Source organism: Larkinella rosea (assembly GCF_003858635.1).
GTDB classification, from domain to species: domain Bacteria; phylum Bacteroidota; class Bacteroidia; order Cytophagales; family Spirosomataceae; genus Larkinella; species Larkinella rosea.
In genome coordinates, this window is sequence record NZ_RQJO01000015.1 from 91605 (window position 1) to 117616 (window position 26012).

General features: G+C 39.4%; 25 protein-coding genes and 1 pseudogene. 21 read left to right on the forward strand and 5 right to left on the reverse strand.

The genetic code is table 11. The features are described from left to right. Position 1: 1 nt before the first annotated feature. Positions 2-634: a hypothetical protein gene (locus EHT25_RS26775; RefSeq protein WP_124878427.1), complete on the reverse strand. Its 633-nt coding sequence runs from the start codon at positions 632-634 to the stop codon at positions 2-4. A 101-nt stretch (positions 635-735) separates the two neighbouring features. On the opposite strand from EHT25_RS26775, the gene EHT25_RS26780 reads away from it, so the two are divergent. Continuing rightward, positions 736-1383, forward strand: a complete 648-nt coding sequence (locus EHT25_RS26780; RefSeq protein ID WP_124878429.1) for a hypothetical protein — start codon at positions 736-738, stop codon at positions 1381-1383. A gap of 37 nt (positions 1384-1420) precedes the next feature. Here EHT25_RS26780 and EHT25_RS26785 read toward each other — a convergent pair whose 3' ends face one another. After that, positions 1421-1828 (reverse strand): helix-turn-helix domain-containing protein, encoded by a 408-nt coding sequence (locus EHT25_RS26785; protein WP_124878430.1) that lies wholly within the window; start codon positions 1826-1828, stop codon positions 1421-1423. A 128-nt stretch (positions 1829-1956) separates the two neighbouring features. Here EHT25_RS26785 and EHT25_RS26790 point away from each other — a divergent pair, with 128 nt between their 5' ends. From EHT25_RS26790 to EHT25_RS26815, 6 genes are all read left to right on the forward strand, one after another. Further along, positions 1957-2187, forward strand: a complete 231-nt coding sequence (locus EHT25_RS26790; RefSeq protein WP_124878432.1) for a hypothetical protein — start codon at positions 1957-1959, stop codon at positions 2185-2187. After that, the gene (locus EHT25_RS26795) at positions 2165-3499 is read left to right on the forward strand and encodes a radical SAM/SPASM domain-containing protein (RefSeq protein WP_124878434.1); all 1335 of its coding nucleotides are present in this window, start codon (positions 2165-2167) and stop codon (positions 3497-3499) included. The genes EHT25_RS26790 and EHT25_RS26795 overlap by 23 nt, the downstream gene beginning before the upstream one ends. 36 nt (positions 3500-3535) lie before the next feature. Further along, the gene (locus EHT25_RS26800) at positions 3536-4036 is read left to right on the forward strand and encodes a hypothetical protein (RefSeq protein WP_229311803.1); all 501 of its coding nucleotides are present in this window, start codon (positions 3536-3538) and stop codon (positions 4034-4036) included. Between the two features lie 155 nt (positions 4037-4191). Further along, a complete protein-coding gene (locus tag EHT25_RS26805) occupies positions 4192-4920 on the forward strand; it encodes a DUF6088 family protein (protein ID WP_124878436.1) in 729 nt (242 codons plus the stop codon). Beyond that, positions 4917-5897, forward strand: a complete 981-nt coding sequence (locus EHT25_RS26810) for a nucleotidyl transferase AbiEii/AbiGii toxin family protein (protein WP_124878438.1) — start codon at positions 4917-4919, stop codon at positions 5895-5897. The genes EHT25_RS26805 and EHT25_RS26810 overlap by 4 nt, the downstream gene beginning before the upstream one ends. A 243-nt stretch (positions 5898-6140) precedes the next feature. Then, positions 6141-7583, forward strand: a complete 1443-nt coding sequence (locus EHT25_RS26815; RefSeq protein WP_124878440.1) for an SIR2 family protein — start codon at positions 6141-6143, stop codon at positions 7581-7583. 30 nt (positions 7584-7613) lie between these two features. On the opposite strand, the gene EHT25_RS26820 is transcribed toward EHT25_RS26815, so the two are convergent. After that, entirely contained in the window at positions 7614-8114 is a 501-nt protein-coding gene (locus EHT25_RS26820) for a TIR domain-containing protein (RefSeq protein ID WP_124878441.1), read from the reverse strand. 352 nt (positions 8115-8466) lie between these two features. Between EHT25_RS26820 and EHT25_RS26825 the strand changes: the two genes are divergently transcribed. The 6 genes from EHT25_RS26825 to EHT25_RS26850 all read left to right on the forward strand — a co-directional run bounded on the left by EHT25_RS26825 (position 8467) and on the right by EHT25_RS26850 (position 14435). Then, complete coding sequence (locus tag EHT25_RS26825) at positions 8467-9354, forward strand: nucleoside triphosphate pyrophosphohydrolase family protein (protein WP_124878443.1); 888 nt, start codon at positions 8467-8469, stop codon at positions 9352-9354. Between the two features lie 43 nt (positions 9355-9397). Next, entirely contained in the window at positions 9398-10411 is a 1014-nt protein-coding gene (locus tag EHT25_RS26830) for a nucleotide kinase domain-containing protein (RefSeq protein WP_124878445.1), read from the forward strand. After that, the gene (locus tag EHT25_RS26835) at positions 10375-10872 is read left to right on the forward strand and encodes a TIR domain-containing protein (protein WP_124878446.1); all 498 of its coding nucleotides are present in this window, start codon (positions 10375-10377) and stop codon (positions 10870-10872) included. Before EHT25_RS26830 ends, EHT25_RS26835 begins: the two co-directional genes overlap by 37 nt. Positions 10873-10878: 6 nt before the next feature. Then, complete coding sequence (locus EHT25_RS26840; RefSeq protein ID WP_124878448.1) at positions 10879-11532, forward strand: Nmad2 family putative nucleotide modification protein; 654 nt, start codon at positions 10879-10881, stop codon at positions 11530-11532. 147 nt (positions 11533-11679) lie between these two features. Further along, complete coding sequence (locus EHT25_RS26845) at positions 11680-12954, forward strand: TIR domain-containing protein (protein ID WP_124878450.1); 1275 nt, start codon at positions 11680-11682, stop codon at positions 12952-12954. A gap of 17 nt (positions 12955-12971) precedes the next feature. Beyond that, the gene (locus EHT25_RS26850) at positions 12972-14435 is read left to right on the forward strand and encodes a putative PEP-binding protein (protein WP_124878452.1); all 1464 of its coding nucleotides are present in this window, start codon (positions 12972-12974) and stop codon (positions 14433-14435) included. A gap of 203 nt (positions 14436-14638) precedes the next feature. Here EHT25_RS26850 and EHT25_RS26855 read toward each other — a convergent pair. Beyond that, positions 14639-14905, reverse strand: a pseudogene (locus EHT25_RS26855) (integrase core domain-containing protein); the annotation flags it as partial. 77 nt (positions 14906-14982) lie between these two features. Here EHT25_RS26855 and EHT25_RS33260 point away from each other — a divergent pair. The 8 genes from EHT25_RS33260 to EHT25_RS26890 all read left to right on the forward strand — a co-directional run bounded on the left by EHT25_RS33260 (position 14983) and on the right by EHT25_RS26890 (position 25084). Beyond that, positions 14983-15120 carry a transposase gene (locus tag EHT25_RS33260; protein ID WP_229311804.1) on the forward strand — a complete coding sequence of 46 codons (138 nt, stop codon included), beginning with the start codon at positions 14983-14985 and terminating at the stop codon, positions 15118-15120. A 147-nt stretch (positions 15121-15267) separates the two neighbouring features. Continuing rightward, complete coding sequence (locus EHT25_RS33265) at positions 15268-15759, forward strand: transposase (protein WP_262707860.1); 492 nt, start codon at positions 15268-15270, stop codon at positions 15757-15759. 180 nt (positions 15760-15939) lie between these two features. Next, a complete protein-coding gene (locus tag EHT25_RS26865) occupies positions 15940-16239 on the forward strand; it encodes a helix-turn-helix domain-containing protein (RefSeq protein WP_124878454.1) in 300 nt (99 codons plus the stop codon). Between the two features lie 11 nt (positions 16240-16250). Then, the gene (locus tag EHT25_RS26870) at positions 16251-19040 is read left to right on the forward strand and encodes a type I restriction endonuclease subunit R (protein WP_124878456.1); all 2790 of its coding nucleotides are present in this window, start codon (positions 16251-16253) and stop codon (positions 19038-19040) included. A gap of 9 nt (positions 19041-19049) precedes the next feature. Beyond that, positions 19050-20618 (forward strand): type I restriction-modification system subunit M, encoded by a 1569-nt coding sequence (locus EHT25_RS26875; protein ID WP_124878458.1) that lies wholly within the window; start codon positions 19050-19052, stop codon positions 20616-20618. Next, the gene (locus EHT25_RS26880; RefSeq protein ID WP_124878460.1) at positions 20618-22387 is read left to right on the forward strand and encodes a restriction endonuclease subunit S; all 1770 of its coding nucleotides are present in this window, start codon (positions 20618-20620) and stop codon (positions 22385-22387) included. Before EHT25_RS26875 ends, EHT25_RS26880 begins: the two co-directional genes overlap by 1 nt. Then, positions 22368-23999 carry a restriction system-associated AAA family ATPase gene (locus tag EHT25_RS26885; RefSeq protein ID WP_124878462.1) on the forward strand — a complete coding sequence of 544 codons (1632 nt, stop codon included), beginning with the start codon at positions 22368-22370 and terminating at the stop codon, positions 23997-23999. The genes EHT25_RS26880 and EHT25_RS26885 overlap by 20 nt, the downstream gene beginning before the upstream one ends. Beyond that, on the forward strand, positions 23999-25084 hold the full coding sequence (locus tag EHT25_RS26890) for an HNH endonuclease (RefSeq protein WP_124878464.1): 1086 nt from the start codon (positions 23999-24001) through the stop codon (positions 25082-25084). Before EHT25_RS26885 ends, EHT25_RS26890 begins: the two co-directional genes overlap by 1 nt. Positions 25085-25532: 448 nt before the next feature. On the opposite strand, the gene EHT25_RS26895 is transcribed toward EHT25_RS26890, so the two are convergent. Then, the gene (locus EHT25_RS26895) at positions 25533-25736 is read right to left on the reverse strand and encodes a transposase (RefSeq protein ID WP_124878466.1); all 204 of its coding nucleotides are present in this window, start codon (positions 25734-25736) and stop codon (positions 25533-25535) included. Positions 25737-26012: the final 276 nt, after the last annotated feature.

The following is a 26012-nucleotide window of genomic DNA, read 5'->3' on the forward strand; positions in this document are numbered from 1 at the left end:
ATCAATCCCGCTCTAAATCTTTATGTCTTTCTGGAGATCGGCCGGATTGTTCAGCCGCCTGCGTGTAGCTTAGCCCTTGTGAAAAGCGAGTAGACATGGAAACTGGTTTCTTATCGGGTTCACCTGCTTTTTCTTGGATCAAATTCGCTTTTTGTGCTGAAAGCATCGCCTTCATGTAATCTTGAGATTGGTTCATATCCTTTGTGTTGTTGTCTGGTATCTGTTTCTGTCCGTGATCCGTTTGTTTGAATGGATTGGAGAAAACAGTTCGAGAGGATTGAACTGTTGGCGTATCATTCTCTTTTGTTTCCTTTTCGTTTTGGCTCAAGATGGGCTCAGTTTCTCGTAAGTAGAAAGGAAGTTGAATCGGTTTTTCCATTGAAGATGGAGCTTCGTGATAGACTTCCCATTGTTGATTATGTCCTTGGGATAGCTCTATTAGCTCTTGATTAAACTGAGCCTCTAAAGCTTCTTTTTCCTGTTGAAGCAATATGTCTGCATAGGTTGCTCCATATTTTTGGGAATACTCTCCCCGGCGTTTCTGAAATTTATCCCATGCCTTAGCGTGTTGGACAGTTATATCCACCCGCTCTTTATGTTGCTGAGCATGAAGTTCTCGTTCGTTCTGATCCATATTAACCCTGGGAATAGTCTAGCTTATAGATTGACAATCAGTTATATTATGCTAATATAAATAAGCTAGATCAAAATTGCAGCGGAGATTAAAATGGATTGGTGGCAAAAGTGACTGATGAAAAACATACTGGAGATGTAGCTCGTTTTGAAACTGATTTTGCTATTGATGTCCAGTTAGGCCGATTGCATGCAATAAGCTGGAATGACTTATTGCTTGATGCTACGACATTAACTCATTTGAAAAAGGAAGCCCATAGGCTGATAGAGCATTATCTTGGGTATCTGCCATCTGACACTGCCATTCTCCCTTTTGAACCTTATCTACGAGCGCTGATCCAAAGTTATCGTCAAAGCCAGTTGACGCAGTATGATTACTGCCATCAGCTTGAAGAACATATCAAACTTATTCGCAATAAGGATATGGAGTCTACTTACAATACGTATGTAACCGATGATAAAACAATTTACAAAAATTACGAGGAAACCTTTATTCCCTTTGGTCAGGTTGCGAAAAGTAGACTTATGGGGTTTTTGGGCTACGAGCCTAAATTAGAACATTCAGTTGTGGCTGAGATGTGGCTGCGCCATATGATAGCGAATGATACTATTGATTTGCCGGATGCGATGACGTCTATAGATCAAAAAGCGGCTGCAATGATTAAATACCGAGAGATTTTACTGGAAAGCGGTCGGGCTATAGCTGACTCATCACCATTATTTCGGTTAACTGTATCGCAGCAGCTATAACGACTTACCCTTAATTAGGTAGATAGCGGTTACCTAATTAGGATTCTTCTTTTGATTTTAAAAGCTTTTGCAGCAATTCGTTTTTCTCTCGTTCAGCCTGAAGCAGCCGTTCATATAGTTTTTTATTTTCTTCAATTGCCTCTAACCATTTATCGGCCAGATTGAATGATGGAAAGTAGTTAACAATCCCATTGGTGTGATGGAGAGTACTTGAAATAATGTTGACAGCAGCATCATCAGAGAAGTTTTTTATTGCTTCTTCAGAAACACCTAACGCTTTAGATACTTTCTCAAGAATAGGAGCTTCAAGGACTTCTTTGTGTTCTAATTGAGAGATAGCCTGCTGACTAAGCCCTAAAGCTGTAGCTAGGGTGTCTTGCTTGATACCCAGCATTTCCCGAATGCGTTTGACGTTGCGCCCGTGGTGTATTGTGTGCGTGTCCATGCACAAATCTAAGTGAAAACACACTGGTAAAAAACAAGCAGTTGCGTTGTGCGATACAAGGGTTCTCGTTGCTTAGAACCCAACATCAACCCGTATTTTTAACTACACAACGCTAGACACTTGTTTCCATGACTTCAATTACTGCCTTAGATATTCTCTTTGATGATTTTGCTTTACTAGAACAACGCATAGGTCGTCAGCAACTGATTGCTACATCAGTTAATGCCAATTGCGATTGTGATAGTTCACCCGCCCGCAGCACCGACGGGGATCGTATGGACTATGTTTTTCCGACTAGCGACAGTGATTCTATAAACTATCTTTCAACGTTACGTCATGGTTTCCGCGATCCCTATTAAATCGCCCAATCTGTTGATCAGACCGATTGATGATAAGCATTTTTATGTTGTTAATTGCGCCTATCCCCATTCATTGCGGATTTTAAATCAGACACAACATGAAATTATTAGCGCGATTGACAATCAGGCCAACATAGTAACTCTTGCCGACAGGCTATCTATGCCGCTTATCGCTTTAGAGCAATTCATAGAGCTTCTATCGAAAACCGAGATTATCCGGTTTGATAACCACTTCAGCAAACCGCAGAAGCCAGCTAGTACGAAATCCCTGAATTTTTGGATTCACACCACCAACAGTTGCAATTTGACTTGTGGATACTGCTACATATCCACGCTGAATACGACGGGTGGAATGCAGGAGGCTACAAAGAAAAAACTATTACAGAAGCTGGTTGAAACGGTTAAGAAGCGAAAGCTCACCAACATTAAGTTTAGGCTGGCTGGGGGGGAGCCATTGACGCAATTCAAATCATGGAAAAGCTTTATTACTGAAGTAAAGCAAGCATTGAACGAATTGGATTGTGAACTGCAATGCTCGTTCATTACCAATCTGACCATTTTAACCGATGAGATCATCCAATTTTCGAAAGCGAATAACATTAGCTACGGCGTTTCAATTGACGGTGTCGAACGGCATCATAATACAACACGCGCTTTTCGGTCGGGTGTAGGGAGCTTTAAAACGGTTGATGCAAACCTTCGAAAACTCCTAGCTCATAATATTCCGGTGTCGACTAGCACGGTTGTTAGCAATGTTAATCTGGAGGGATTACCAGACTTAACTAGATATTTGATCGACCTGGATCTTCCATTTCGATATTCAATTGTTAAAGGCGAGGGGATTGATGGTGAACTCTTGGATCGGTACTTATCCCAATCATATTTGCTGATGAAGGAAGCCCTCCAAACTGGCTGGCGCTTTTCGACGCGGCACCAGTTTTGCGATCTCAAACCAAGTGAGTTAGGCTTTCAGACTTGTGCTTCTGGGTTTTCAGGAGGAGCCGTTTACGTGGATGGCACCGTTAATTACTGTCATGTTCACTTTGGCGATACCACAAAACAAGCTCATTCCATTTTTGACGATCAGCGAGATTTAGTGGATATGGTCGAACAAACCAGCCACTACGAGGGTATGAAGTCGCAAGATTGCCAATCCTGCCGTTATAAATCAGTCTGTACCAGCGGCTGTCCGGTGTACCGGATTGAAGGGAAAGACCCGCAATGTAGCCTTTACCACAAGTTTATTCCCCTGATTTACGAGCTTCAGGCCAAAGAACGGTTGAAATTACTGCGGGATTATCAGATGATATAGCGTCCTTTTCCTCGTTTCAGGCAGTGGTGGTTTATCTTGTTAGCTGCGATCTCAATCATTATTTCGGTCTTAGCCTTTCTGGTTACTGTAGGACAGTGGCATTTGCAACGCGTTCATAACGAAAAGTCAGTGAAGCCGTTAGGCCAGGTTTATTTTTGGGATCGCGATAAAACTATTGCGGTTCGCGTCGTCAATAATGGGTTAGGTCCGTTGATTATTGACCAACTCACATTCAATAAGAGTGGTATTTCCTATTTGCGCATTGAAGACTGCGTTGATCTTGATCCAACTTCCTACAGGCGGATTTCGGCCAATGACTCAGTGCAAAGGGTTATTTTACCCAACTCACATCTGACAATTTTTGAAACCATATTTGAAGATTCTGACTGTGACGCCTACATGGATCGAGTCAGATTAGAACTAAGTGCTATAAGCTTGAACGTTAACTGTCGTGACATTTACGACAATAAAATCGGTCTGGAGCGCAGCTTTCAATGGTTCTCCCGATATATTTTGAAAGATACTACGAACCAATAAATACTAGAATTGGAAAAATACCAAAAGTGGACTCAGTGAGTTTTATCAAACTAATTCAATGGCTTAGGCTAAAAGGTAAAAGATAACTGCAAGTAATGTCAAGTTTATTGATCAATAAACTTGACATTACTTGTTTCTACTTGTATACTTGGCAAATGCCAAGTATTGCCCAAAAAATAGCACAACGGATTCAAGGCTTGCCCGAAGACATCAGCTTCGGGTACGAGCAGCTTGATATTACCAGAGAGGAATATTCAACGGCTGCTAAGGTGTTGGAACGCCTTCAGAAAAAGGGAGAGATTAAAAAACTCTCTAAAGGCATTTTCTACAAACCCAAAAAAACTGTTTTTGGTGAGAAAAGACCGGATGAACAGCAGTTACTGAAACCTTATCTCTATCAAAATGGGCAGCGAACAGCCTATATTACTGGGGATTATCTCTATAATCAGTTGGGTTTGACAACTCAGTTGCCTGCCGTGATTAAAATAGCGAGCAGGCATCGAAGAATTTTTATCAACACAGGTGCCATCAAAGCAACGGCTATCAAAAGCTATGTAGATGTCACAGAAGATAACTATCAACTATTGGGATTTCTGGATGCTATGAAAGACCTAAAACAAATAGCCGATGTCGACATTGAGAATGCAATTACCATCTTTAAGGACAGAGTAGGGGCGTTGGATAAGCAACAACGGCAAGCTATGATCCAATATGCCCTGGCATATCCACCACGCGTTAGAGCACTGCTTGGTGCTATATTGACGGATCTAGATCAACAAGATGGTGTAGATGATCTGCGCAATAGCATTAATCCACTGACAACGTTTAAATTAGCACTCCCCAATCAGCTATTGACGAGTGCTACAGACTGGAACATCCAATGAAGTTACATGAAGATCAGAATCTTTTCGCCGACGCAGTGACGATCACCGCCCAGCAGATGAATTTGCCTGAGATTTATGTCGAGAAGGATTATTGGGTAACACTTGCACTGCAACGTATTTTCACGGGGCCACTTGCCGAATTCACCATCTTTAAAGGGGGAACGGCATTATCAAAGTGCTTTTCGTTTATCAATCGCTTTTCAGAAGATGTAGATCTGGTACTGTTAAAAGAACCTGGTCTTTCGGCCAACCAATTAAAAGAACGCCTAAAACGTATAAGCAATACCGTTTCTGAAGTTCTACCTGAAATCGAAGTCCCAGGCATTACCAACAAAAAGGGTATGATCAGAAAGACGGCGCATTCGTATTCGAGAGTATTTAATGGGGAATTTGGGCAGGTACGAGACCTCATTATTCTAGAGTCCACTTGGCTAGGCTCACCAGAACCCGTTATCAAGGGCCAAATCAGTTCATTCGTTTATGAGATGATGCAATCAAGAGGGCAGGGCGAGTTAGCGAGCCAATACCATCTTTTGCCATTTGAGGTAACGCTATTAGCACCCACACGAACACTTTGCGAGAAGATCATGAGCCTGGTTCGCTTTTCCTATAGCGAAAAACCGCTTATTGATTTACGGAATAAGATTCGTCATGTCTATGATTTGCATCAGCTTTTAGAGCAAAAGGATATTTCTGATTTTTTCGATTCCGACAGCTTTGATATGATGCTGCATAAAGTGGGGCAAGACGATGAAATAAGCTTTAGAAACAACAAGGACTGGTTGTATATCCATCCGTCCCAAGCGTTGATTTTCTCCGAATTGAATCGCATTTGGCCAGAATTACAGCATACCTATAATGGGCCATTCAAAAGTCTGGTTTTTGGAAAATTACCGGCTGATAAGCTAGTCTTACAAACTCTGAAGCGTATTGCGAAGCGATTGTCTAGAATAAATTGGGTTCTGAAAACTAAATAACTCACTATGAACGATGCTTTGAAGCAAAACCCAAAAAGCTGATTTTGATACATTCAAAGAGCTATCAGGACGATTTTCGCATATATATGATTGTATCCTTTGTACTGTTTTATGAGTACAGGCTCATTCTTATTTTGCTATAAATTACTGTGAAAAGTTGAGAATTTTGGTGGTGAATTGTTCATGATAGCTTGTAGTAGTAATAAATAAACTATATTCAACCATTGAAAAATACCACACCTTATGACGCAAGAGCAAGAAAGTTTTATTCGGGACTATCTGAAATTAATTATAAATGGAGAGGCTGCGATTTTTGCTGGAGCAGGTCTCTCTGTTGGCGTAGGTTATGTTGATTGGCGTGGACTGCTTCGAGATATAGCAACAGATATTGGCCTTGAGATTGATAAAGAAACGGATTTAATATCTCTTGCTCAATTTCATGTGAATGAAAAAGGTGGACGAGGGAAGCTTAATCGAAAGATAATAGAAGAATTTACAGAGGAAACTGAGGTTTCCGAAAATCATAGAATTCTAGCTAGATTACCAATTCGGACGTTTTGGACAACGAACTATGATTCTTTAATAGAGGATGCTTTAGAAGAGACGTCGAAACGTGTTGATGTAAAACACACGGTAGATCAGCTACCCGATACTACATATAAGCGAGATGCGGTTGTCTACAAAATGCATGGGGATGCTAAGCACCCTTCTAAAGCTACAATTACAAAAGATGACTACGAGAAATATCACAAGAATAACGAAGGATTCATTACGACGCTAAGCTCTGACCTCGTTTCTAAAACGTTTCTCTTTCTGGGATTTAGCTTCACAGATCCTAACCTGGATTATGTTCTTAGCAGAGTGAGGTTGGTATTAGGCGAAAACGCTCGCCCGCATTATTGTATCATTAGGCGTGTTAGTCGGAAAGACTACCCAACAGATGCTGATTTTGATTATAGTAAGCGTAGGCAACAATTATTAATTTCGGATCTTCGACGTTTTCAAATTGAAGCAATTATGATCGAAGATTATTCTGAAATAACTAATTTGTTAAGAGAAATCCAAAACCGTTTTAAACGTAATACAATTTTTATTTCCGGCAGTGCTGCAGATTATGCACCACATTCAGAAGACGATTCATTAGATTTCATTCATAGTTTAAGCAAAAAACTCGTACAAGAAAAATATTCTGTTGTAAATGGCTTTGGTCTAGGTGTAGGCGATGCCATTATAAATGGAGCATTAGAAGCTATATATAGCTCTCCTAAGAAATTAAACGAAGAACAATTAATAATGCGCCCATTTCCGCAAAAGAAAACAGGAATTAAAGAGCTCGGTGAGCTATGGCAAGAATACCGAGAAAGAATGATATCGTTTGCAGGAATAGCAGTATTTATTTTTGGTAATAAAATAAATAAAGAAACTGGTAAGTTTGAATCTCTTGCTACAGGAGTTAAAAAAGAATTTGATATAGCTATAAAACAAGGAGTTATCCCAATTCCTATTGGGATAACTGGTAGTATGGCCGCAGAGTTATGGGTAGAGGTTGAAAGAGAATTCGGGCAATATTATGCCGGCTTCGAAAATGTAAAATCGTCATTTCTAGCCCTGAATGCTCCAGGCAAAAGTCTCAAACAATGCATTCCGTTAATCGTTTCAATTATCGATACAATCAATAAAAAATAAAAGAAATATACTAATGGTCACTTCTTTTATTTATATGGCTGTACCCTTGTAAATACCTCTAACTCTGATCGCTTCGTCGATCCAGCTATCAATATTATTTTTAATTGAATTGTAGGCATCTGTGGGTGTGGGATTGTAAACGGGTACAATAGATCCCATGTTCCAATACCCAACGTTGAATTGATCAAATGGATTTTTTCCTTGACTACACTTGCCGTTATTAGGGCAGTTCAAATTGTGGATATAAATCCCAACAACAGCCCGACCATCATTCCAGCCTTTTTTTATCTCATATTGTACCCAAGGCCGCTTATGTGTTTCTTCGCCTATTAAGACCACTACGGCCTTACGATAATTCATGTTTTCTTGAATCCAGTTCTTTATGGCCTGATCACCACTACGTTTAATTTCTTCCCATTTATTAAAAGAAACAGGTTCATCACCATCTAAGATCCCCATGTTACGAATTTGTTGAACTCGCATTACGTCGTTATTAAAATGAAAGCTATAAAAAACACTTTTCTTGGCCATACAACTATTAGTTAGCGGGAAAATTACTAGTTTAATGTATAACTATTATTTACATTTTTATACAAATCATATCGGCAATAATCTTAATATTGGCTAATATAACATGTATATTATACTGAAAACAAAGTCGTGAAGAACGATGTTTTCCTTAAAGGGAATATTCTTATTTTAAACAGAAATAAAGATACAAGTAAAATCGTGATCAAAGAAATAGATCCATATATTCTTATTACAATATATGATGGATTTATACATAAAGATATAACTATATGCTTTTATTAATCGGTAGGGTAAGGACCTTTGAATAACACCTTTATATTATCATCTTGTATAAATATCTCACCATCGTAACATGACCTTAGACGAATACCAATCGAAGACAAAAACCACAATACAAAGCTACAATTCAGCCGACCAGAAAAACTTCTTCATGGGTTATTTGGGTCTTGCTGGTGAAGCTGGATCGGTTTTGACCACACTAAAGAAATTAATCCGAGACGGCGAGGGGTTTGGCAGCTTTGAGAAAGCGCTGAAAGAGGAACTGGGAGATGTACTATGGTATGTATCTGCCATCGCGTCGCATTACGGATGTTCTTTAGAAGAGATTGCACAGCAGAATCTATCAAAAACCTACGATCGCTATGAGGAACTCAATTTATTGAGTATTCCGCGCTTTGATGAAAATTATGAGGAGAAGTTTCCGGACTCATTTGTCATCAGATTCGTTGAAGAACAAGGGGAATACTTTTTAACCGTCAAGATGGTTTGGGAGAATGAAACCACTGGCCAATCAATTGAGTTAGGTGATCCATTGACAGATAATTCGTGGAAGCCTAACGATTACAGATATCACGATGTCTTCCATTTAGGCCATGTTGCATTCCTAGGTTGGTCTCCTGTGCTTAGACAACTAATGAAGCTTAAACGTAAAAGTGATCCTATTGCTTTAGATGCAGAAGATAGAGGGAGACCTCAAGTGGCAGAGGAAGCTATTACATTGATTGTTTATAACTATGCTAAAGGCAACAAAATGTTGCGTGCAAGTGACCGAATTGACACCGAGTTGCTTAAAATCATTAAACAACTGGTTGTTGACCTTGAAGTTTCGTCGGTGACTTTGTATCAATGGGAAAAGACAATCATAGAGTCCTATAGGGTATTTCATCAAATTGTTGAAAATAAGGGCGGAAAAGTATTAGTCTCACCTAAGAATAGACAATTACAGTATATTGGTAAATAACGACCAAACTGAACCGTTAATCACCTGTATAAAAGATTACATCATGTCTATTCATTTCACAAAACTGACAAAACCTAAAAAATCTTTAGCCTACAGCTCTTATTGGCGTTTTGCGGTTAAGCGTCACAACGTTTTCGTTAAACGTCTGACCGATCCATATGGCCCTTGGACGGATGATCCGGCTATTCGCGACAACCGCTTCACGAATATTTTTAGAGCTTCTGATCGAGTAAGTCAGTATCTGATTGATTTACAGTATAATGAACAAGAAATAGCTCAGATATTTTTTAAAACGATTCTTTTCAAAATTTTCAATAAGATTGAAACATATCGCTATCTGGAACGTGAGCTCGGTAAAGTAGATTCTATATCATTCTCTCTGGAGAAGTACGATGAATTATTGACACTACGAATGGCGAGTCAGCGCCCGATTTATTCAGCGGCCTATATCATGCCATCTGCTGGACGCGTATTCGGATACAAATTCAAACACACTAATCATTTGGCGCTGTTAGCCAAAATGATGAAAGATAAAGCGTATAATAAAATTGTCGAAACAAAAAGTTTAGAGGAAGTCTACAAGATTTTACTTTCCTACCCATCGTTTGGTAACTTTTTAGCATTTCAATATACCATTGATTTAAACTATAGCTCCATAATTAACTTCTCCGAAATGGACTTTGTGGTAGCTGGCCCAGGGGCAAAGAGTGGGATCAATAAGTGCTTTGATCATCTTGGTGATTACACCTATGAAGACGTCATAAAATTAATGGTAGAAAGCCAGGAAGAAGAGTGTGAACGCTTAGAGTTAGAACTGCCTACACTTTGGGGAAGACGGCTACAATTAATTGATTGCCAGAACCTGTTTTGCGAGGTAGACAAATATTTGAGAGTTATTTGTCCTGAATTAAATGGATCGACAGGCCGAACCAGAATAAAACAGAAATACACTTTTTCTAAAGGGGCAATCTCGTTATTTTTCCCACCAAAATGGAACATTAATCATAAACTCACACCGCTATGCTTAACGAAGGCAAACGCCGACATGTTTTTATAAGCCATCATCATAAGGATGATGTGCATGTTGATAGTGTTACAAACCTACTCCATAAAAAAGGAGATGATATAAGAAATAGCTCATGGCGTCAACTTAAACCGGAAAACCAAGAGCGTATTAAGGACAAGCGTGTTAGCGATGAGGTTATTAGACGTTATCTTCGACGAAAAATTTCCTGGGCTGGAACAGTTGTTGTTTTAATTGGTAAGGACACTCATACACGACCTTGGGTAAACTGGGAAATCGAAGAAGCAAATAGACAAGGGAAGCGGATAGTAGGAGTATATCTGCGTGGTGGTACGGAAGCTGATGTACCTGAAAGTTTAAAAGACCATGCTACTTCAATAGTTAATTGGAATACGGATAGCATTCAAAGTGCTATTAGTGGAGAGAATGTATTCAAAACTCCTGAAGGCGCTTCTCGTCCAGCACCATATGAAATGAAATCATCAACTTGCTAATGTCTGATGGCTAAAGTCTATATGTATGTAGTAGACCGAGACTTTGGCTTCGCGCCAAACCCATTTCATGGTTTCTGTACGCTAGCTACTTGTAAACCTAGAATAAGAAATGTAGCAGCACCTGATGATTGGGTTATCGGTATGGGTGGAAAGAAGCTTAAAGCTACCGGAAGGTGTGTTTTCGCTATGAAGGTTACCCATGTAGTAACTTACAATGAGTATTGGACTAACCCTGATTATAATGATAAAAAGCCTATTCCAAATGGAAGTAAACGCATAATGTTAGGTGATAACATTTATTCTCAGCAAGAGAACAACCAATGGAAACAAGCTCATTCTCACCACAGTTACCCTGATGGCTCAACAAACATTCACAATTTAACTAGAGATACAAAATCTAATAAAGTTCTTATCTCTAAGCACTTCTATTATTTCGGTAGAGCGGCTCCGATTGTCCCTGATCTACTACTTGCTCGACTTGGCTTTAGAAATGCTATAGGACATAGGACCTTTCCCCTTGCAGAAGCAAGAGAAATGCTTTCATGGTTAGATCAAGAGTTTCTATATCAGCAGAACCAATTAATAGCTAACCCATTTAATTTTGATAAAGGTATAACTCATTATTCTGTGGAGAATAACCGTATCACAGTCATAAAGTAAGACTGATAAATTGGTAGCGCTAAATAAATCTGCTAGATTAATTTAGCAATAATTGAAATAGCTTTGTCATTTAGGCTAAGAAACTAAATGATCACCCAAAGAATATTCCTACACCATTATATCTAATACTTTTTAATTGTCAAGAATATGGAAATTAAATGTTCAGTTTTTTTGCCATTTAGTGATCGTTTTACTTTTGTTTTTGACGCGTTGAATAAAGTAAAGCCTATTGTTTATAAAGAGACAACAATATATTTTACTTTTTTTAGAGCAGATGATGAATATGTGACCGATAGTTTAGCAATCGATAAAATCAAAGAGTTGATTAGAGAATGTGATATTGCCTTATTTGATTTAACCACCTTCAGGCCGAACGTTTGTTGGGAGTTAGGTTTTGCAGAAGGTATCGAAAAAGATATATTTATTCTTTATGATAAAAACTATCAAAAAAACATAAGAAAATTTAAGAAAATATTTCCATTGAACTTGAGTGGTAGGGAAAGAATTAATTATAAGTTTAGTGTTGAAGGCTTAAAGAACTTTGAGGCTGATATTGAATCTAAGCTAAAATCAACTATTCCCAAAATTATCGCAAAAAAAGAAACATTATATAAAGACAAAGATGTTGAAGATTATTTAAATAATATAAAATCTGGATTGAAAAAAATTAAAAATGATTCTCTATTGAAAAATTTAGCAAAAGGAGAATTACAACGATTAGGTAATCGGATTTCAAATTTACAAAAAGGAGTTTTTGACTTAAGGAATAGAAAACCTAGCAAAGATGTAATAAAATATTACGCCTTTTATTTGTCACAACTCGATAACGAAGATTGTAAATTTCTGACAATTACGCATTTCAATTTTTGGAACTTTATAACTAGGAACGGACAAGATTGGTCTTACTTTGATAAGAATATAGAGGCCGTTAAAAAAGGAACATTACTTCAGAGAATATTTAGAGTACCTATTAATGAAAAAGGAGAGATAATTTATCGCCCTAATGAGGAAAAATTTGCAAAAGAATTATTGAATCGCCATTTTGGTGCAGCTAAAGATAACGCCCAATATAAAGGAAAATTAGAGCTAAAAATATCGTATGTCGAAGATAATCGGTCAATTGATAGATTTGGAAACATGGCTCTATGGTATAAAAAAGATCAGCGCATGATGTTTAAACCATCCTATGAATTGAAAGAAGAGTCTAACCCTTTAAAAGAAACAATTCTCACTTATTGGGAAAAGAAAAGAGACATTGAAAAGAAAGGAAATACTGAAAAGAATAAAAGTACGATAGAAAGTGGAGAAAATCAGGCCGAATTTATTTCAGCTGAAAATGATTTCAATTATGCTTGGAAAGAAAGCAAAATTCTTGACAAAGAGTTATTAAGTAAAATTTTAAAAAATCAAATAATTAAATAAATAATCCTACGATAAATATGGTTGATAATAATATTATTGCTACAGGTTATGGTGGACTAGATTTGTCTACTGGAGGAGAATTAGTAGTCTGGAATCGAACTAACTTAACTATTTTAGAAGGTAAAATAGTTTATGTAGGTAGTAGCTTGCCCTTATATCAAGCTGCATTAATAGCCAAATATAAACCAGCTGGTGTTATACTGGCGATAGGTAACCGAAATTACCATCCGCTTATATTTTTCAAAGATTTGCTAATTCCGTGTATAGCTGGTACTGGTCTTATAGATCCGCTACCATCCTATGTATTCATGAGCTGTAAAAAAGGAATTATATATAGCCACTCAATAATAGATGATCAAAAGAAAAATAATATATACGAAGTGATTGATACTGATAATGAAGAAGTATTTGCAAATATAGGATCAGAAGAAGCTATTGAAATATCATATAAAATAGGTGCAGCAGGTATAGGTATATTTAGAACTGAGTTTACTGCTGTTAGAATGTTAGCGGAACACCTCAATTACCTTCTTAAGCCAAACTATACTTTAGAGAATTATATTATAGAGAATTCAGAAGCTGACGCGATTTATCTTGTTGCTAATCATTCTCAATTGCAGATATATTTAAAAGAGGCATTTATTAAAGTAATAAGATTAGCACTGCGTTATTTTCCAGAGAAATCAATAATAATTAGATCTATCGATATTGAAAGAGATGAAAGAGATAGCCTTGGTTATAGAGGTATAAGAAGATGCATAGCTGAGAATGGAGGAGTATTGAAAATAATAATCCAGGCATTGAAAGAGATTTCTTTGGAAACTAATCATAAAAATATTTCTCTTATATTTCCTTTAGTTTCAGAATACAGTCAAATATCAATTGCAACAAATATGGTACTTGATAGTGGCTTGCAAATTTCAAATAGCTCTTTAAGGAATTATATTAAAATTGGTTGGAAAATTGAACAACCATCTTCAGCTTTAAATACTAATATTTGGTTGAATACGTTTTTTTTAGATTTTGATGTTTTTCCGCATTATTTGGGAATAGGTACTAATGACCTAACTCAATTTACGCTTGGTGTAGGAAGATATATTCCCTTCACTGTAGAAACTAGTGTAGTTAGAAAATATATAGATAATTTATACAATGAATTTGATTTTGCTATAATTAAACAACTTATACTTATTTCCAGAAGTGTTGCTAATAAAAACACTATAGTAATAATACATGGCGAACTAGCTGCTGATAATCGTATTGCAAGGCTGTTGAATTTTTTAAAGATATATCCTTCTGTTACTGTTTTAAAATTAAATGATGTATTTAATTCATTTCGCAAATTAAGACATTTTGATGTTTCTTTTGAAGAAGCGCTGAATGATATTATTGATAATGAGGTTGTTTCTTTAAGAGAAAAAGATTTTATAAAAAAAGATTTAAAATTTTGGCTACAAAGTCTGTCGTATTTAGATCAATAAATTATAATTTATTGATAATTATTATGTGGCTCTAGAGTTGAATAGAAATAAAATATTTTAAACATAAATAGCTATTACTTCTCTTGATGGTGCTCTCTAACTGTTGGACAGTTAGTGGGTCAATTTAAAATGATTCCAGCCGACTAGGAAATTGTATTTTTCTTCCCTATTGTACCATCAATATATCATTGGGCTGGAGTTTGCTAATCCAGCGACTGGAGTTTGCGGCCATAGTTATAAAAATGAAAATACTTGGCCAAACCACGCTCTAGATCTAAACTGTCTGGATAAGCATGTAAATATATATGCTCGTATTTCACGGTTCGCCACAGTCGCTCGATAAAAATATTGTCGATGGCCCTACCTTTGCCATCCATACTGATTTGTATTTCAGCCGCTTTTAGGGGCGTTAAAAAACGAGGGCTTGTGAATTGGCTGCCTTGATCGGTATTAAAAATCCGAGGCTTACCCCATTGCTTAGAGCGTGTTGGGGAATTGAAAAACGCTGGTAGTCAGGTCATCTTTGTGGCGACCAAGCTACAAAAGGATGACTTCGCAGTTCACTAAACTGACTGACTACCAGTGGGCTACAGTTTCGCCCTTTTTACTCATTAAACGCAAGCGAAAACTAGACTTGCGTGACGTTGTGAACGCCATTTTATGGCTTTTGCGGACCGGTTGCTAATGGCGCAATCTACCTGAAAATTATCCCCATTAGCAGGCGGTGTATTGTTATTTTAACCAATAGAAAACCAAGGGCATCTTCGAGCAGATTAATCGAAAATTGAATCAATTAGATCGGCAAAATGAAGGGAGGGAGGAGTACTTATCTGTGTTCTATGTTGATAGTCACAGTGTTAAACTGTCTCCTATGATTTGGGAATATCGGGAACTTGATGCCCATAAACTTGTTAACGGACGCAAACGGCAGTTGCTGGTTGACACGGGCGGGCGGCTTTGGGCAGCCCAAGTACACGCAGCCAACGCAAGTGATGGGCCAGTAGCCAAGCCACTCGTAAGTGATATTTTGTGGTATGGCGAACGAGTGGAAACGGTATTTGGTGATGGGGGTTATGGGGGTGAGTTTGCCAAAGAGTTAGCCAATTGGGGCGTCGACTTTGAGCGGGTTTCCCGCCCTGAGTCAACTCATGGTCTTGTACCAGTTGCCAAACGAAGGGTAGTCGAACGCAGTATCGCTTGGACTAACTTTTTCCGACGCATTGTCAAGGATTATGAGTTCACGTTGTCCTCATCCGTAGCTTGGTTGCTTCTAGGCAACACTCAAATAATGCTGCAACGCATTGATCGTAAGTCTAAAATATAATCCCCAACACGCTCTGGAATGCAATAGCTTACATTTCCGAGAAGTTCAAAGATCTGCGTCAATCTCTGCTGGTTACATTAATCGGCGGAACCATGATCGTACCTATCCGCTAAAAGCATTTCGATTCTAAAATAAAATATATAATATTGTCAAAAATAGACAAGTCAAAAAGTGGAAACTATGCGACTAGGAAAGCAACTAAAATTATTAAGAGAGCAAAAAGGACTCCTGCAAAGGGAACTGGCAGCCGAGCTTAAAATAGATACGCCCATGTATAGTAAGATTGAACGAGGAACCAGAAGGGCAAAAAAACAGCAAGTGATACAACTAGCAGCATTCTTTAGCATAAAGGAAGAAGTATTGGTTTCTATCTGGCTGGCTGATCAGATTGTTGACCTATTAAAAGAAGAAAAACACGGTCAAAGCGGCCTCCTGATAGCTGGCAGAGACCTGTACCCAAACTGTAAAACCTGGAAATAAATACAGCATAGGTGAACAACGAAAAACAAACCCGGCAGCAGCTCATCGACCACCGCTTACAAGAAGCGGGCTGGAATGTAGCCGATCGCACCCAGGTGGTCGAGGAGTTTTTCGTACCCATCAATACCCTTAAACTGAACGAGCCGGAAGTGCACTATCATACGCAATTCTGTGATTATATTTTATTAGGCAAAGATGGCAAACCCTTAGCCCTTGTGGAGGCTAAGAAATCAACGGTAGACGCGAATATTGGAAGAGAGCAAGCTAAGCAATACTGTTACCGTATCAAAGAACAGCAGGATGGCGAGCTGCCCTTCTGCTTTTATACCAACGGGCAGGATATTTATTTTTGGGACCTGGAACAATATCCTCCTAAAAAAGTGTATGGATTTCCTACACGAGACGACCTGGAGCGTTATGCTTATTTAAGAAAACATCGCAAAAGCCTATCGCAGGAGTTCATCAATACCAAAATTGCTGGGCGCGAATACCAGGTACGTGCCATCCGCTCTGTGATGGAAGCTCTGGAAAAAAAGCGCACTAAATTTTTGCTGGTAATGGCCACTGGTACCGGCAAGACCCGTACGGTAATTGCTTTGATCGACGCCCTAATGCGTGGCGGATGGATAGAAAAAGTATTATTTTTAGTGGATCGCATTGCCTTACAGGGACAGGCATTGGACGACTTTAAAGAGTATTTGCCCAACGAACCGCGTTGGCCTCATTACCAGGAAACGAATTTTGTAGCTGACCGTAGAATTTACGTGTCCACTTATCCAACTATGCTCAATATCATAAGGGATAAGGCTCAGTCATTAAGTCCACATTTCTTCGACCTAGTGGTGGTAGATGAAAGCCATCGCAGCATTTACAATACCTACCAGGAAGTATTACAGTACTTTAATACCACTACCCTGGGACTTACCGCTACACCTACCGATGTTATCGATCACAATACCTTCAAACTCTTCGATTGCGAAGATGGCCTGCCCACATTTGCCTATTCTTACGAGGAAGCCGTAAACCATATACCGCCTTACCTATGCGACTTCCAAGTAATGAAAATCAAAACCAAATTTCAGGTAGAAGGCATTAATAAAAGAACCGTTTCTTTAGAAGATCAGAAAAAGCTGATACTGGAAGGGAAAGAAATTTCAGAGATCAATTATGAAGGCACTGACCTGGAGCGTAGGGTCATTAACAAAGGCACCAACACGCTTATTGTGCGCGAGTTTATGGAAGAATCCATCAAAGACCATAACGGCGTACTGCCCGGCAAAACCATTTTTTTCTGCATCAGCAAAGCCCATGCAAGGCGTGTAGAAGACATCTTCAACTCCCTGTATCCCGAATACAAGGGAGAGTTGGCCAAAGTCATCGTATCCGACGATCCTCGGATATATGGCAAAGGTGGTCTATTGGACCAATTTAAAAATCAGGACTTTCCCCGCGTAGCCATCAGCGTGGATATGTTGGACACCGGTATTGATGTTCGTGAAATTACCAACTTGGTATTTGCCAAGCCCGTATATTCCTATACCAAATTCTGGCAAATGATCGGCAGGGGCACCCGTTTACTAGACGAATGGAAAAAACATTCCTGGTGCACCGAAAAGGATCGCTTTTTAATACTGGACTGCTGGGACAATTTTGAATATTTTAAGCTCAATCCCAAAGGAAAAGGCTTGAATAACCAGGTGCCTTTGCCGGTACGTTTATTCGGTTTATATACCGACAAATTGGCCATAGCACTGGATTTGGGCGAGGCTGGCTTAATACAGCAAACCATCTCAAAGATCAAAGCCAATATACAGACATTGCCCGCCCAGTCCATCGTGGTTCGGGATGCCCAACAAGAATTGGAGGAGGTAAAAAAAGACCTATTTTTTGAAGATGTAACCGGCGATAAGATCGACTTTTTACGCAATCATATCCAGCCCTTGTTTCGTACCATTAGCGGGGCCGATTTCAAAGCCATGCGTTTTGAAAAAGACATTGTAGAAACTTCCATTGCCCATTGGACCAAGGACGAAGACAAGGTGAAAGCCTTAAAAGATGCCCTAATAGAGGAAATATCGGAACTGCCTTTAAGTGTAAATACGGTAGCGAGGGAAAAAGAACTGATACAACTGGCACAGACCGATTACTTCTGGAACACCCTGACGGAAGAAAAGCTGGAATTGCTCAAAGAGCGTCTGGCTTCTTTAATGATTTACAGAGCGGGTACTACGTCCATTGCTCCATCATCTTTCAATTTTAAAGATATAGTCGCCGAAAAGGAAAAAGTGCTGTTCGGCCCGCAAAATGAAGCCGTAAGCATACAGCGCTACAAGGAAATGGTGGAAGAGAAAATCAGGATCCTGTTGGCAGAACTGCCGGTTTTACAAAAAATAAAAAACAAAGAACCGATTACCGATATAGAGATAGAAGAGCTAGCCTGGCTGTTATCGCACGAGAGTCCGCACATTACCGTGGACCTGCTCCGGCGGGTATACAACAATAAAACTGTTGCACTCATCCAGTTTATCAGACACATCCTGGGACTGGAAATATTGGAAGATTATCCCACTATGGTTGCCCGCACTTTTGATTCCTTTATACAGCAGCACAGCGACCTCAACAACAAGCAGCTAGATTTTTTACAGCTATTGCAAACATATATTATCGAGAAAGGAAGCGTGGAGCGCAAAGACCTGGTATCCGCGCCCTTTATCCGCATTCACCCCAATGGCATCCGGGGTGTTTTCAGCAGGCCGATGATGGAAACCATTCTAGCATTTATTGAAAAAATTGCCGCATAAACATATATCATGGACAATAAAGAGATTAAGAGTAAGGTAAACGAGCTCTGGGACAAATTCTGGTCGGGCGGGCTAACCAATCCTATCGATGCCATTCAGCAAATTACCTATTTGCTGTTTATGAAGCAGTTAGACGAGAATGATCAGAAACGGCAGGGTGATGCTGATTTTTTGCAGACGGAATACCAATCCATCTTTAGTGGGAAATTTTATTTGCCCGGCGAAGAATCCGATAAAGGCATAGAAAAAGAAGAACTGCGCTGGAAAAATTTTTCGCGCAAACCTTCGGAGGAAATGTACCAGTTAGTGCAAACCCGGGTATTCCCTTTTATAAAAACCTTGGGAGAAAAAGAATCGCCCTTTGCCAAACATATGGACAATGCGGTTTTCATCATTCCCAAACCCAGTTTGCTGACAGAGGCTGTTAAAAAGATCAACGAAATATGGGAAGTGCTGAATGCTCAGGCGCGGTTTACAGATGCGCAGGGAGATATTTACGAATATCTCTTGCAGCAGCTAAGCACTGCGGGTAAAAACGGGCAGTTTCGTACCCCCACGCATATTATAGAAATGATCGTGGAGCTGGTAAAACCGCAACTGGGCCATAAAATAGCCGATCCTGCCTGTGGTACTGCGGGCTTCTTACTATCCGCCTATCAATACATCCTCACCCAATATACCTCGTTCGAGCACCTGGAGGTGGATAATTATGGCTTTACCCGGGGCACCCTGGCTGACAGGTTAGTAGAAGATGCCGCCAAGGATCAGCTAAACAAACATACTTTTTATGGTTTTGACATTGACCAGAACATGATCCGCATCGGGTTGATGAACCTGATGATGCACGGCATTGAGCATCCCAATATTGACTATACCGATACCCTCAGCAAGTTTTACAACGAGGACAATGCCTACCATGTTGTATTGGCTAACCCGCCTTTTACGGGCAGCCTGGACAAAGCAGAAATCAACGAAAGCTTTACCACTGATACTAAGAAGACCGAATTACTGTTCTTGGAGCGCATTTACAAAATGCTGCGCATGGGTGGCACGGCGGGGGTCATAATTCCGCAAGGCGTACTGTTTGGTTCAGGTAAGGCTTTTCAAAACGTGCGTAGCATATTGATAGACAAATGCGAGTTGAAAGCGGTGATCAACTTACCTTCAGGTGTGTTTAAGCCTTATGCTGGAGTAGCCACGGCCATCTTGATTTTTACCAAGGGCGGGGAAACAGAAAAAGTGTGGTTTTATAATATGGATCACGATGGCAAAACCCTGGATGATAAACGCAACGATCGTTTTGACAAAGCCGGTAACCGTGACTATGGCGATGTGCACAAAATTATTGAACGCTTTAATAACCGGGAAGCAGAAAACCCAAGCGACCGGGGCCAGCGTTATTTTTATGTGCCCAAGCAGGAGCTGGCAAATAAAGGCTATGACTTGAGCTTTAACCGCTACCGGGAGGATGTGTATGAAGAAATAGTGTACCGACCCACGCCCGAAATTATAAACGAGCTAAAAGAAAAGCAAAGCCGTATTTCGGAATTAATGGATCAACTGGAAAATATATTATAATGGAGATGATTAAAATAGGGGCTGTTTTTAGTGTTATTAGAAATGGAGCAAGCATAAGTCAGACCCCTGGTAAATCTGGCATTCCTATTACAAGGATTGAAACCATTATTGATAATAGGCTGGATTTTTCAAGAGTAGGCTTTGCAGATATTATTGATGATCGATATGAAGTTTATTATTTAGCAGAGGGGGATATTTTAATGTCCCATATTAATAGCGTTACACATTTAGGGAAAGTCGGAATTGTCGAAGATATCGATACCGATGTAATACACGGAATGAATCTTTTACTTTTAAAAGCAGATTCAAAGCGCGCTTTTCCAAAATATCTCTATTATTATTTTACTACCACTGATTTTAAACGAAAATTAATTCCCATTACGAAAAAATCAGTAAATCAGGCAAGTTTCAATATTTCAGATCTTAAAGAAATTGAAATCCCACTGCCTTCCTATGCCGATCAAATACGCATTGCCCATCTTTTAGAAAAGATAGAAGTTCTAATCGCTGACCGAAAAAGGAGCATTGAATTGCTGGAAGAACTAGTAAAAGCCGCTTTTTATCAGCTCTTTGGCGATCCGGTAAAAAATGAGAAAGGGTGGAAGAAGGAGAGGTTGAATAATATTACTAAGATAGGAACAGGTGGTACCCCAAGTCGAGCCAATGAAAGTGAATATTATAATGGTGATACCCCATGGGTTAAAACAACTGAAGTCAACGGGAAATACATTTTTAATACTGAGGAAAAAATAACAGAAAGGGCATTAAATGATACTAATTGTCGTGTATATCCTATTAATACTATTTTATTGGCAATGTATGGCCAAGGTAAAACGAGAGGCAATGTAGGGCTATTAAAAATTGAAGCCGCCACAAATCAGGCATGTGCTGCCATTTTACCAAGTTCTTCGTTGAATGAATTATTTTCTTTCCATTTTTTAAGGAATTCTTATTTAGCCATAAGAAGCCTGGGAAGAGGAGGAAATCAAGAAAATTTGAATTTATCTATAGTAGGTAATATTGAAATATTTATTCCACCTCTCGACCTCCAAGACCAATTTGCCAGCATTGCGCAAAAAATAGAAGCCATCAAAAATGAGCAGGAAACGCAGGTGATGGTGATGGAAGAATTATATGCTTCTATCAGCCAAAAAGTATTTGCAGGTGGGCTAGAACTTTCCAGAATTCCGATTGATGAAGCTTTACTGCCAAAAGAAATAATCATTAATCAATCAGCGATTGTAGAAGACGCGGGAAAAGAAGAAGATGCTTCGCCAATTATAAAAGAAGAATATGTGCCACAGCCTCAAAAGGGTAAAGCAGGCCAAGCAGAAGGGCCAAAAGAAGCCCCTAAGTCTAGTATAGTAAAAGATTCTAAACGTAGCTCCCCAGTCAGCTGGAATACTGTTAGCTATAAAGAAGTATCTACCTATATCGGCCAGCATTTTGGCCAGCACTATTTCAATACCGAAATGCTGCTGCGTTACTTGGAAGAAGAGCGGGGCATCTTCGTACATTATTTTACTTCGGCAGAGCAAAAGAAAAGTCCGCAATATGAACAGGCTGATGATTTTTTAAGCTTTGTGTCGGGCGCCTTAACTGGGCAACATACCTTCCTGCAACTGGAACAGGTTTTTTACAATGCCGAAACAGAAAACATTCCCGGCATAAGCTTTACAATTAACGATTTAGAAACCCTTGCCAGCAAAACCAAAAAGGAGCGCTCGGGCATTTATTTCCGTATAAAAGATGAAGTTACTCCGGGTTAAAATACTAGGCGATCGCTTCCGGAGTCTGCCTGCTAATAAAGACTTCGAGTTCAATTGGACGGTTTCAGAAAACAAGCTGTCCACTAAGGTATTTGCCGGGTTGAATGGCAGCGGTAAGTCCAATTTCCTAGAATTGCTGGCAGAGATATTTTATTACCTGGAGCTTTGCCATTTACCGGCTACTACACAGGCATATAAGAAGAACAAAAATATCGGTTTTGAAATAGAATACATTTTACCGCAGAAAAATATTGAAACCCGGCACAAATCAATAAGCGTCGTTGATGATACGATTACAGGGGACATTCATGTAAAAATCATGAAGCAGTTGGATGAGCTGCCGGAGTTTTCTTATGCGGCAGCAGGAAGTGCGGATTTTGTACGCCAAGATAAAAATGTGGAACAACTGTTGCCCAATAAAATTATCGCCTACACTTCCGGTCAAAACGAATTGCTGAGCAACCCCTTTATCCGCCTGCGTTACCATTACTTTAAGGAAATGCTGAAGAGCGGGGAAGGGGATAGCAACCATCGCTTGTATTTCCTGGATTCCGAAAGTAATTATGCCATTTTCATCGCCAATATGCTACTGGGCCCCGCGGTACCTCTGCAATATATTAGATCAATCTTCAAAGTAGAAGACCTTCATGCCTTCCGGCTTACCTTTAATTATAAACATACCACCCAGGAGGCTGCGCAAATTTTTAAAAGCAAAAGGTCCTTACTAACACCACTTAAGGCCTGCGCCACCTGTTGGAAGGACGATGAAAAAAAGAAATGTTTAGTCCTAGATTTTGTAGTAAACCAAGCTACACACGAGGCCTTTACTTACTATTTTGGTACGGCCTTTCGCCTGTTCCAAACCTTGTATGAATTGCAAAGCCTGAACCTGTTGGTGGAAAAACAAGAGGTGCGCCATTTTGTGACCAACGCTTCGAAAAACATCAATATCACGGATGAGTTATCCCGGCCCGAACCATCGGATTGGGTATTCCGCATTGAAAAAATCCGCATTAAAAAAAAACCAGCCGGAGAAGATACAGAAGGACCTGTTATCTACTATAAGTCCTTTTCGGACGGCGAGCACCAGTTCAACGAGATTATTGGCTCCGTAATGATGATGGAAGAGGAAGGCAGCCTGTTCCTGATGGATGAGCCCGATACCCATTTTAATCCCAAATGGCGGGCCAAAATGGTGTTAATGCTCAACAAGGTTTCCGGCCAGGCTTACGACGCTGAAGGCAATCCCGAGAACATTCGCCGGCACGAGGTGATCATGACCACGCACTCGCCCTTTGTCATCAGCGATAATCAAAAAGAGGATGTATATAAATTCATCCGTCAGGGCGAAGAGGTGGTATTGGAAAATCCCAGGCACGAAACCTATGGTGCTTCCATTACCTTTTTAATGAAAGAAATATTCGAGCGGGATATTACCATTTCTGATTTTGCCTATAAAGAATTGGAAGGGTTTAAAGAAGGACTTAAAAGTAAAATTATAGGGCGGAAAGAACGGATTGATGAGATAAAGGAACGCCTGCTGGACTTTGGCGAAAGCGTGGAGAAGTTTGATTTGTACAACTATTTAAGCCAGTTAAATTCGGAAGAATAATGTTGTACACCTACCGTGAGATTGATCATCCCATTCAGCATTTGCAGAACCAGATTAGTTACTACTTTGAGCGGCTCTTTGATTTGGAGCCCAATCCTTATGATATCGAGCTGGTACTCAGGCCAGAGTTTATTGAGTTTATTGACTCTTCCAATAAATTTAAAAATTACCTGGAAGGCATTGCAGTGAGTTATGTAGCATTGCCCGATGATGAAAAAGATCTTGTAAAACAGGCTTATGCGCATCATTCCAATATTGAACAGCTTTGTAATAATACTGCTGTGACAGTAGTGAAATACGCCGAAGTTGTTAATGAGGCTTTCAGGGAACTATTAAAAGAATTTCTAACCTGGTTGTGGGAGGGCTATGATAAACTGCCTCAAGCTCTACGAGATGAATACGGAGATTTACAGGATCATTTCAGTGCTTTTAAAAAACAGCAAAAAGGAAAAGTTTGTCCCTTTTGTGGAATTCAGGGTTTGAAACCGCCTACAGACAGGAAGCGAAGAAATGCTTATGATCATTACATTCCAAAGGCTACTTATCCCTTTGTGTCCATCAATTTTAAAAACCTTTTTCCTGCCTGCCATGAATGTAATTCGGATGAGAAAAGCAGCTATGATACACCTTACAGAAATGGGGTTCGCCAAAAAATACTGTTTCCTTTCGATACCACTTATACCATTGACAATTTAACTATCTACATTGATCCGAAAGAAGTTTTTGATGCCGCAAGCCTAAGTACATTGCTTAGTAGTATAAACTGGGACATTGCCTTTTCCATTGAGGCTGGTACGATGGATATTTATGACGCCTGGGATGATATTTTCAAAATTAAAACGCGATATAAGGAATATATAATAGACTATGAGGATACTTGGGTACGTGATTTTGTATTAGGCAAATATCGGGAGGATGTGATGGAGGACGGTTTAACTTTTGACCGTTATAAATTTAAACTGATTAATGGCTCTAAAAAAAGCATGTTTGACGATGATAAAGCCATACTAAGATTAATCTATTTCAATTTTGTTTTCAGCATAGCCGATATAGAAGACAAACTCAAAAAGGTGCTGGGGGTGTAAAGGTATACATGCCAAAACAGATTTATAAGATAATAAGCTATTTGATAATCGTGAGCCCCACCTTAGTTTTCTCACGATTGAAAGTAGAGATCCTCCTGTCCTTACCTCGTTTGGTGAGCCATCTAAACGTCCGTACAAATGCCTGATCCGCTTATGATTCATCAACTCGCCCTGTTTGCGCAACCGGCGATAGATCTTTAGTAAACCCCACTGCTTATGCTGGCAAGCCAACTGCTCGATCCGGCTTGCCATCGCTTTATCCTTGTCTTTGATAGCCACGGGCTTACTAAGGGCATTCTGGCTCAGGCCCACGCAACGACAAGCTTTGCACTGACTAATCTGTTTCTAATCAATCAGCATCTACAGGCCTTACCGCAACGGCGGAGCGTCACTTTTTTGCCAGTGCCTCTTTGATAATTTTGTTTTGCAAACTTAGTTCGGCGTAGGTCTATTTTAGCCGGCGATTTTCGTCTTCCAGTTCTTCTATCCGCTTGACTTCAGCGATTTGTATGCCGCCATATTTGGCTCGCCAATTATAAAATATGGCTTCTCTAATGCTATGTTCGTGAGTGATCTGAGTAACGGTTTGACCGCTGTCCTGCTGCTTAAGAATCGCCGCGATTTGCGATTCAGGGAATCGAGCTTGTTTCATTACCCCTTTGTTTACCAATGAAATTAAAGTGTTTTTTACTCTATAATTCAATGGCTCACTTTTATGGGTTTAGGACACCATAAATGATCGTTTTTAGAGATTTCCTACTAGCGAAATAATCTTATTTGAAGAATAAAGCATTCATTTTAAATTTGAATGAATTAGGCTGTACGCAGATAAATGAAGATTAATAGTTGAATTGAGAAGTGGATTGATTTATACTTTAAATAGTCTTTGGGGACTAAATGGGGGATCTGGCAAAGAATAGAAACCCTA

Bases quoted from the DNA above. Each gene is read 5' to 3' on its own strand.
- EHT25_RS26775 (WP_124878427.1), bottom strand. From the start codon at position 634: ATGGATCAGAACGAACGAGAACTTCATGCTCAGCAACATAAAGAGCGG.
- EHT25_RS26785 (WP_124878430.1), bottom strand. From the start codon at position 1,828: ATGGACACGCACACAATACACCACGGGCGCAACGTCAAACGCATTCGG.
- EHT25_RS26790 (WP_124878432.1), top strand. From the start codon at position 1,957: ATGACTTCAATTACTGCCTTAGATATTCTCTTTGATGATTTTGCTTTA.
- EHT25_RS26795 (WP_124878434.1), top strand. From the start codon at position 2,165: ATGGTTTCCGCGATCCCTATTAAATCGCCCAATCTGTTGATCAGACCG.
- EHT25_RS26805 (WP_124878436.1), top strand. From the start codon at position 4,192: ATGCCAAGTATTGCCCAAAAAATAGCACAACGGATTCAAGGCTTGCCC.
- EHT25_RS26810 (WP_124878438.1), top strand. From the start codon at position 4,917: ATGAAGTTACATGAAGATCAGAATCTTTTCGCCGACGCAGTGACGATC.
- EHT25_RS26815 (WP_124878440.1), top strand. From the start codon at position 6,141: ATGACGCAAGAGCAAGAAAGTTTTATTCGGGACTATCTGAAATTAATT.
- EHT25_RS26820 (WP_124878441.1), bottom strand. From the start codon at position 8,114: ATGGCCAAGAAAAGTGTTTTTTATAGCTTTCATTTTAATAACGACGTA.
- EHT25_RS26825 (WP_124878443.1), top strand. From the start codon at position 8,467: ATGACCTTAGACGAATACCAATCGAAGACAAAAACCACAATACAAAGC.
- EHT25_RS26830 (WP_124878445.1), top strand. From the start codon at position 9,398: ATGTCTATTCATTTCACAAAACTGACAAAACCTAAAAAATCTTTAGCC.
- EHT25_RS26835 (WP_124878446.1), top strand. From the start codon at position 10,375: ATGCTTAACGAAGGCAAACGCCGACATGTTTTTATAAGCCATCATCAT.
- EHT25_RS26840 (WP_124878448.1), top strand. From the start codon at position 10,879: ATGGCTAAAGTCTATATGTATGTAGTAGACCGAGACTTTGGCTTCGCG.
- EHT25_RS26845 (WP_124878450.1), top strand. From the start codon at position 11,680: ATGGAAATTAAATGTTCAGTTTTTTTGCCATTTAGTGATCGTTTTACT.
- EHT25_RS26850 (WP_124878452.1), top strand. From the start codon at position 12,972: ATGGTTGATAATAATATTATTGCTACAGGTTATGGTGGACTAGATTTG.
- EHT25_RS33260 (WP_229311804.1), top strand. From the start codon at position 14,983: ATGACTTCGCAGTTCACTAAACTGACTGACTACCAGTGGGCTACAGTT.
- EHT25_RS26865 (WP_124878454.1), top strand. From the start codon at position 15,940: ATGCGACTAGGAAAGCAACTAAAATTATTAAGAGAGCAAAAAGGACTC.
- EHT25_RS26875 (WP_124878458.1), top strand. From the start codon at position 19,050: ATGGACAATAAAGAGATTAAGAGTAAGGTAAACGAGCTCTGGGACAAA.
- EHT25_RS26880 (WP_124878460.1), top strand. From the start codon at position 20,618: ATGGAGATGATTAAAATAGGGGCTGTTTTTAGTGTTATTAGAAATGGA.
- EHT25_RS26885 (WP_124878462.1), top strand. From the start codon at position 22,368: ATGAAGTTACTCCGGGTTAAAATACTAGGCGATCGCTTCCGGAGTCTG.
- EHT25_RS26890 (WP_124878464.1), top strand. From the start codon at position 23,999: ATGTTGTACACCTACCGTGAGATTGATCATCCCATTCAGCATTTGCAG.
- EHT25_RS26895 (WP_124878466.1), bottom strand. From the start codon at position 25,736: ATGAAACAAGCTCGATTCCCTGAATCGCAAATCGCGGCGATTCTTAAG.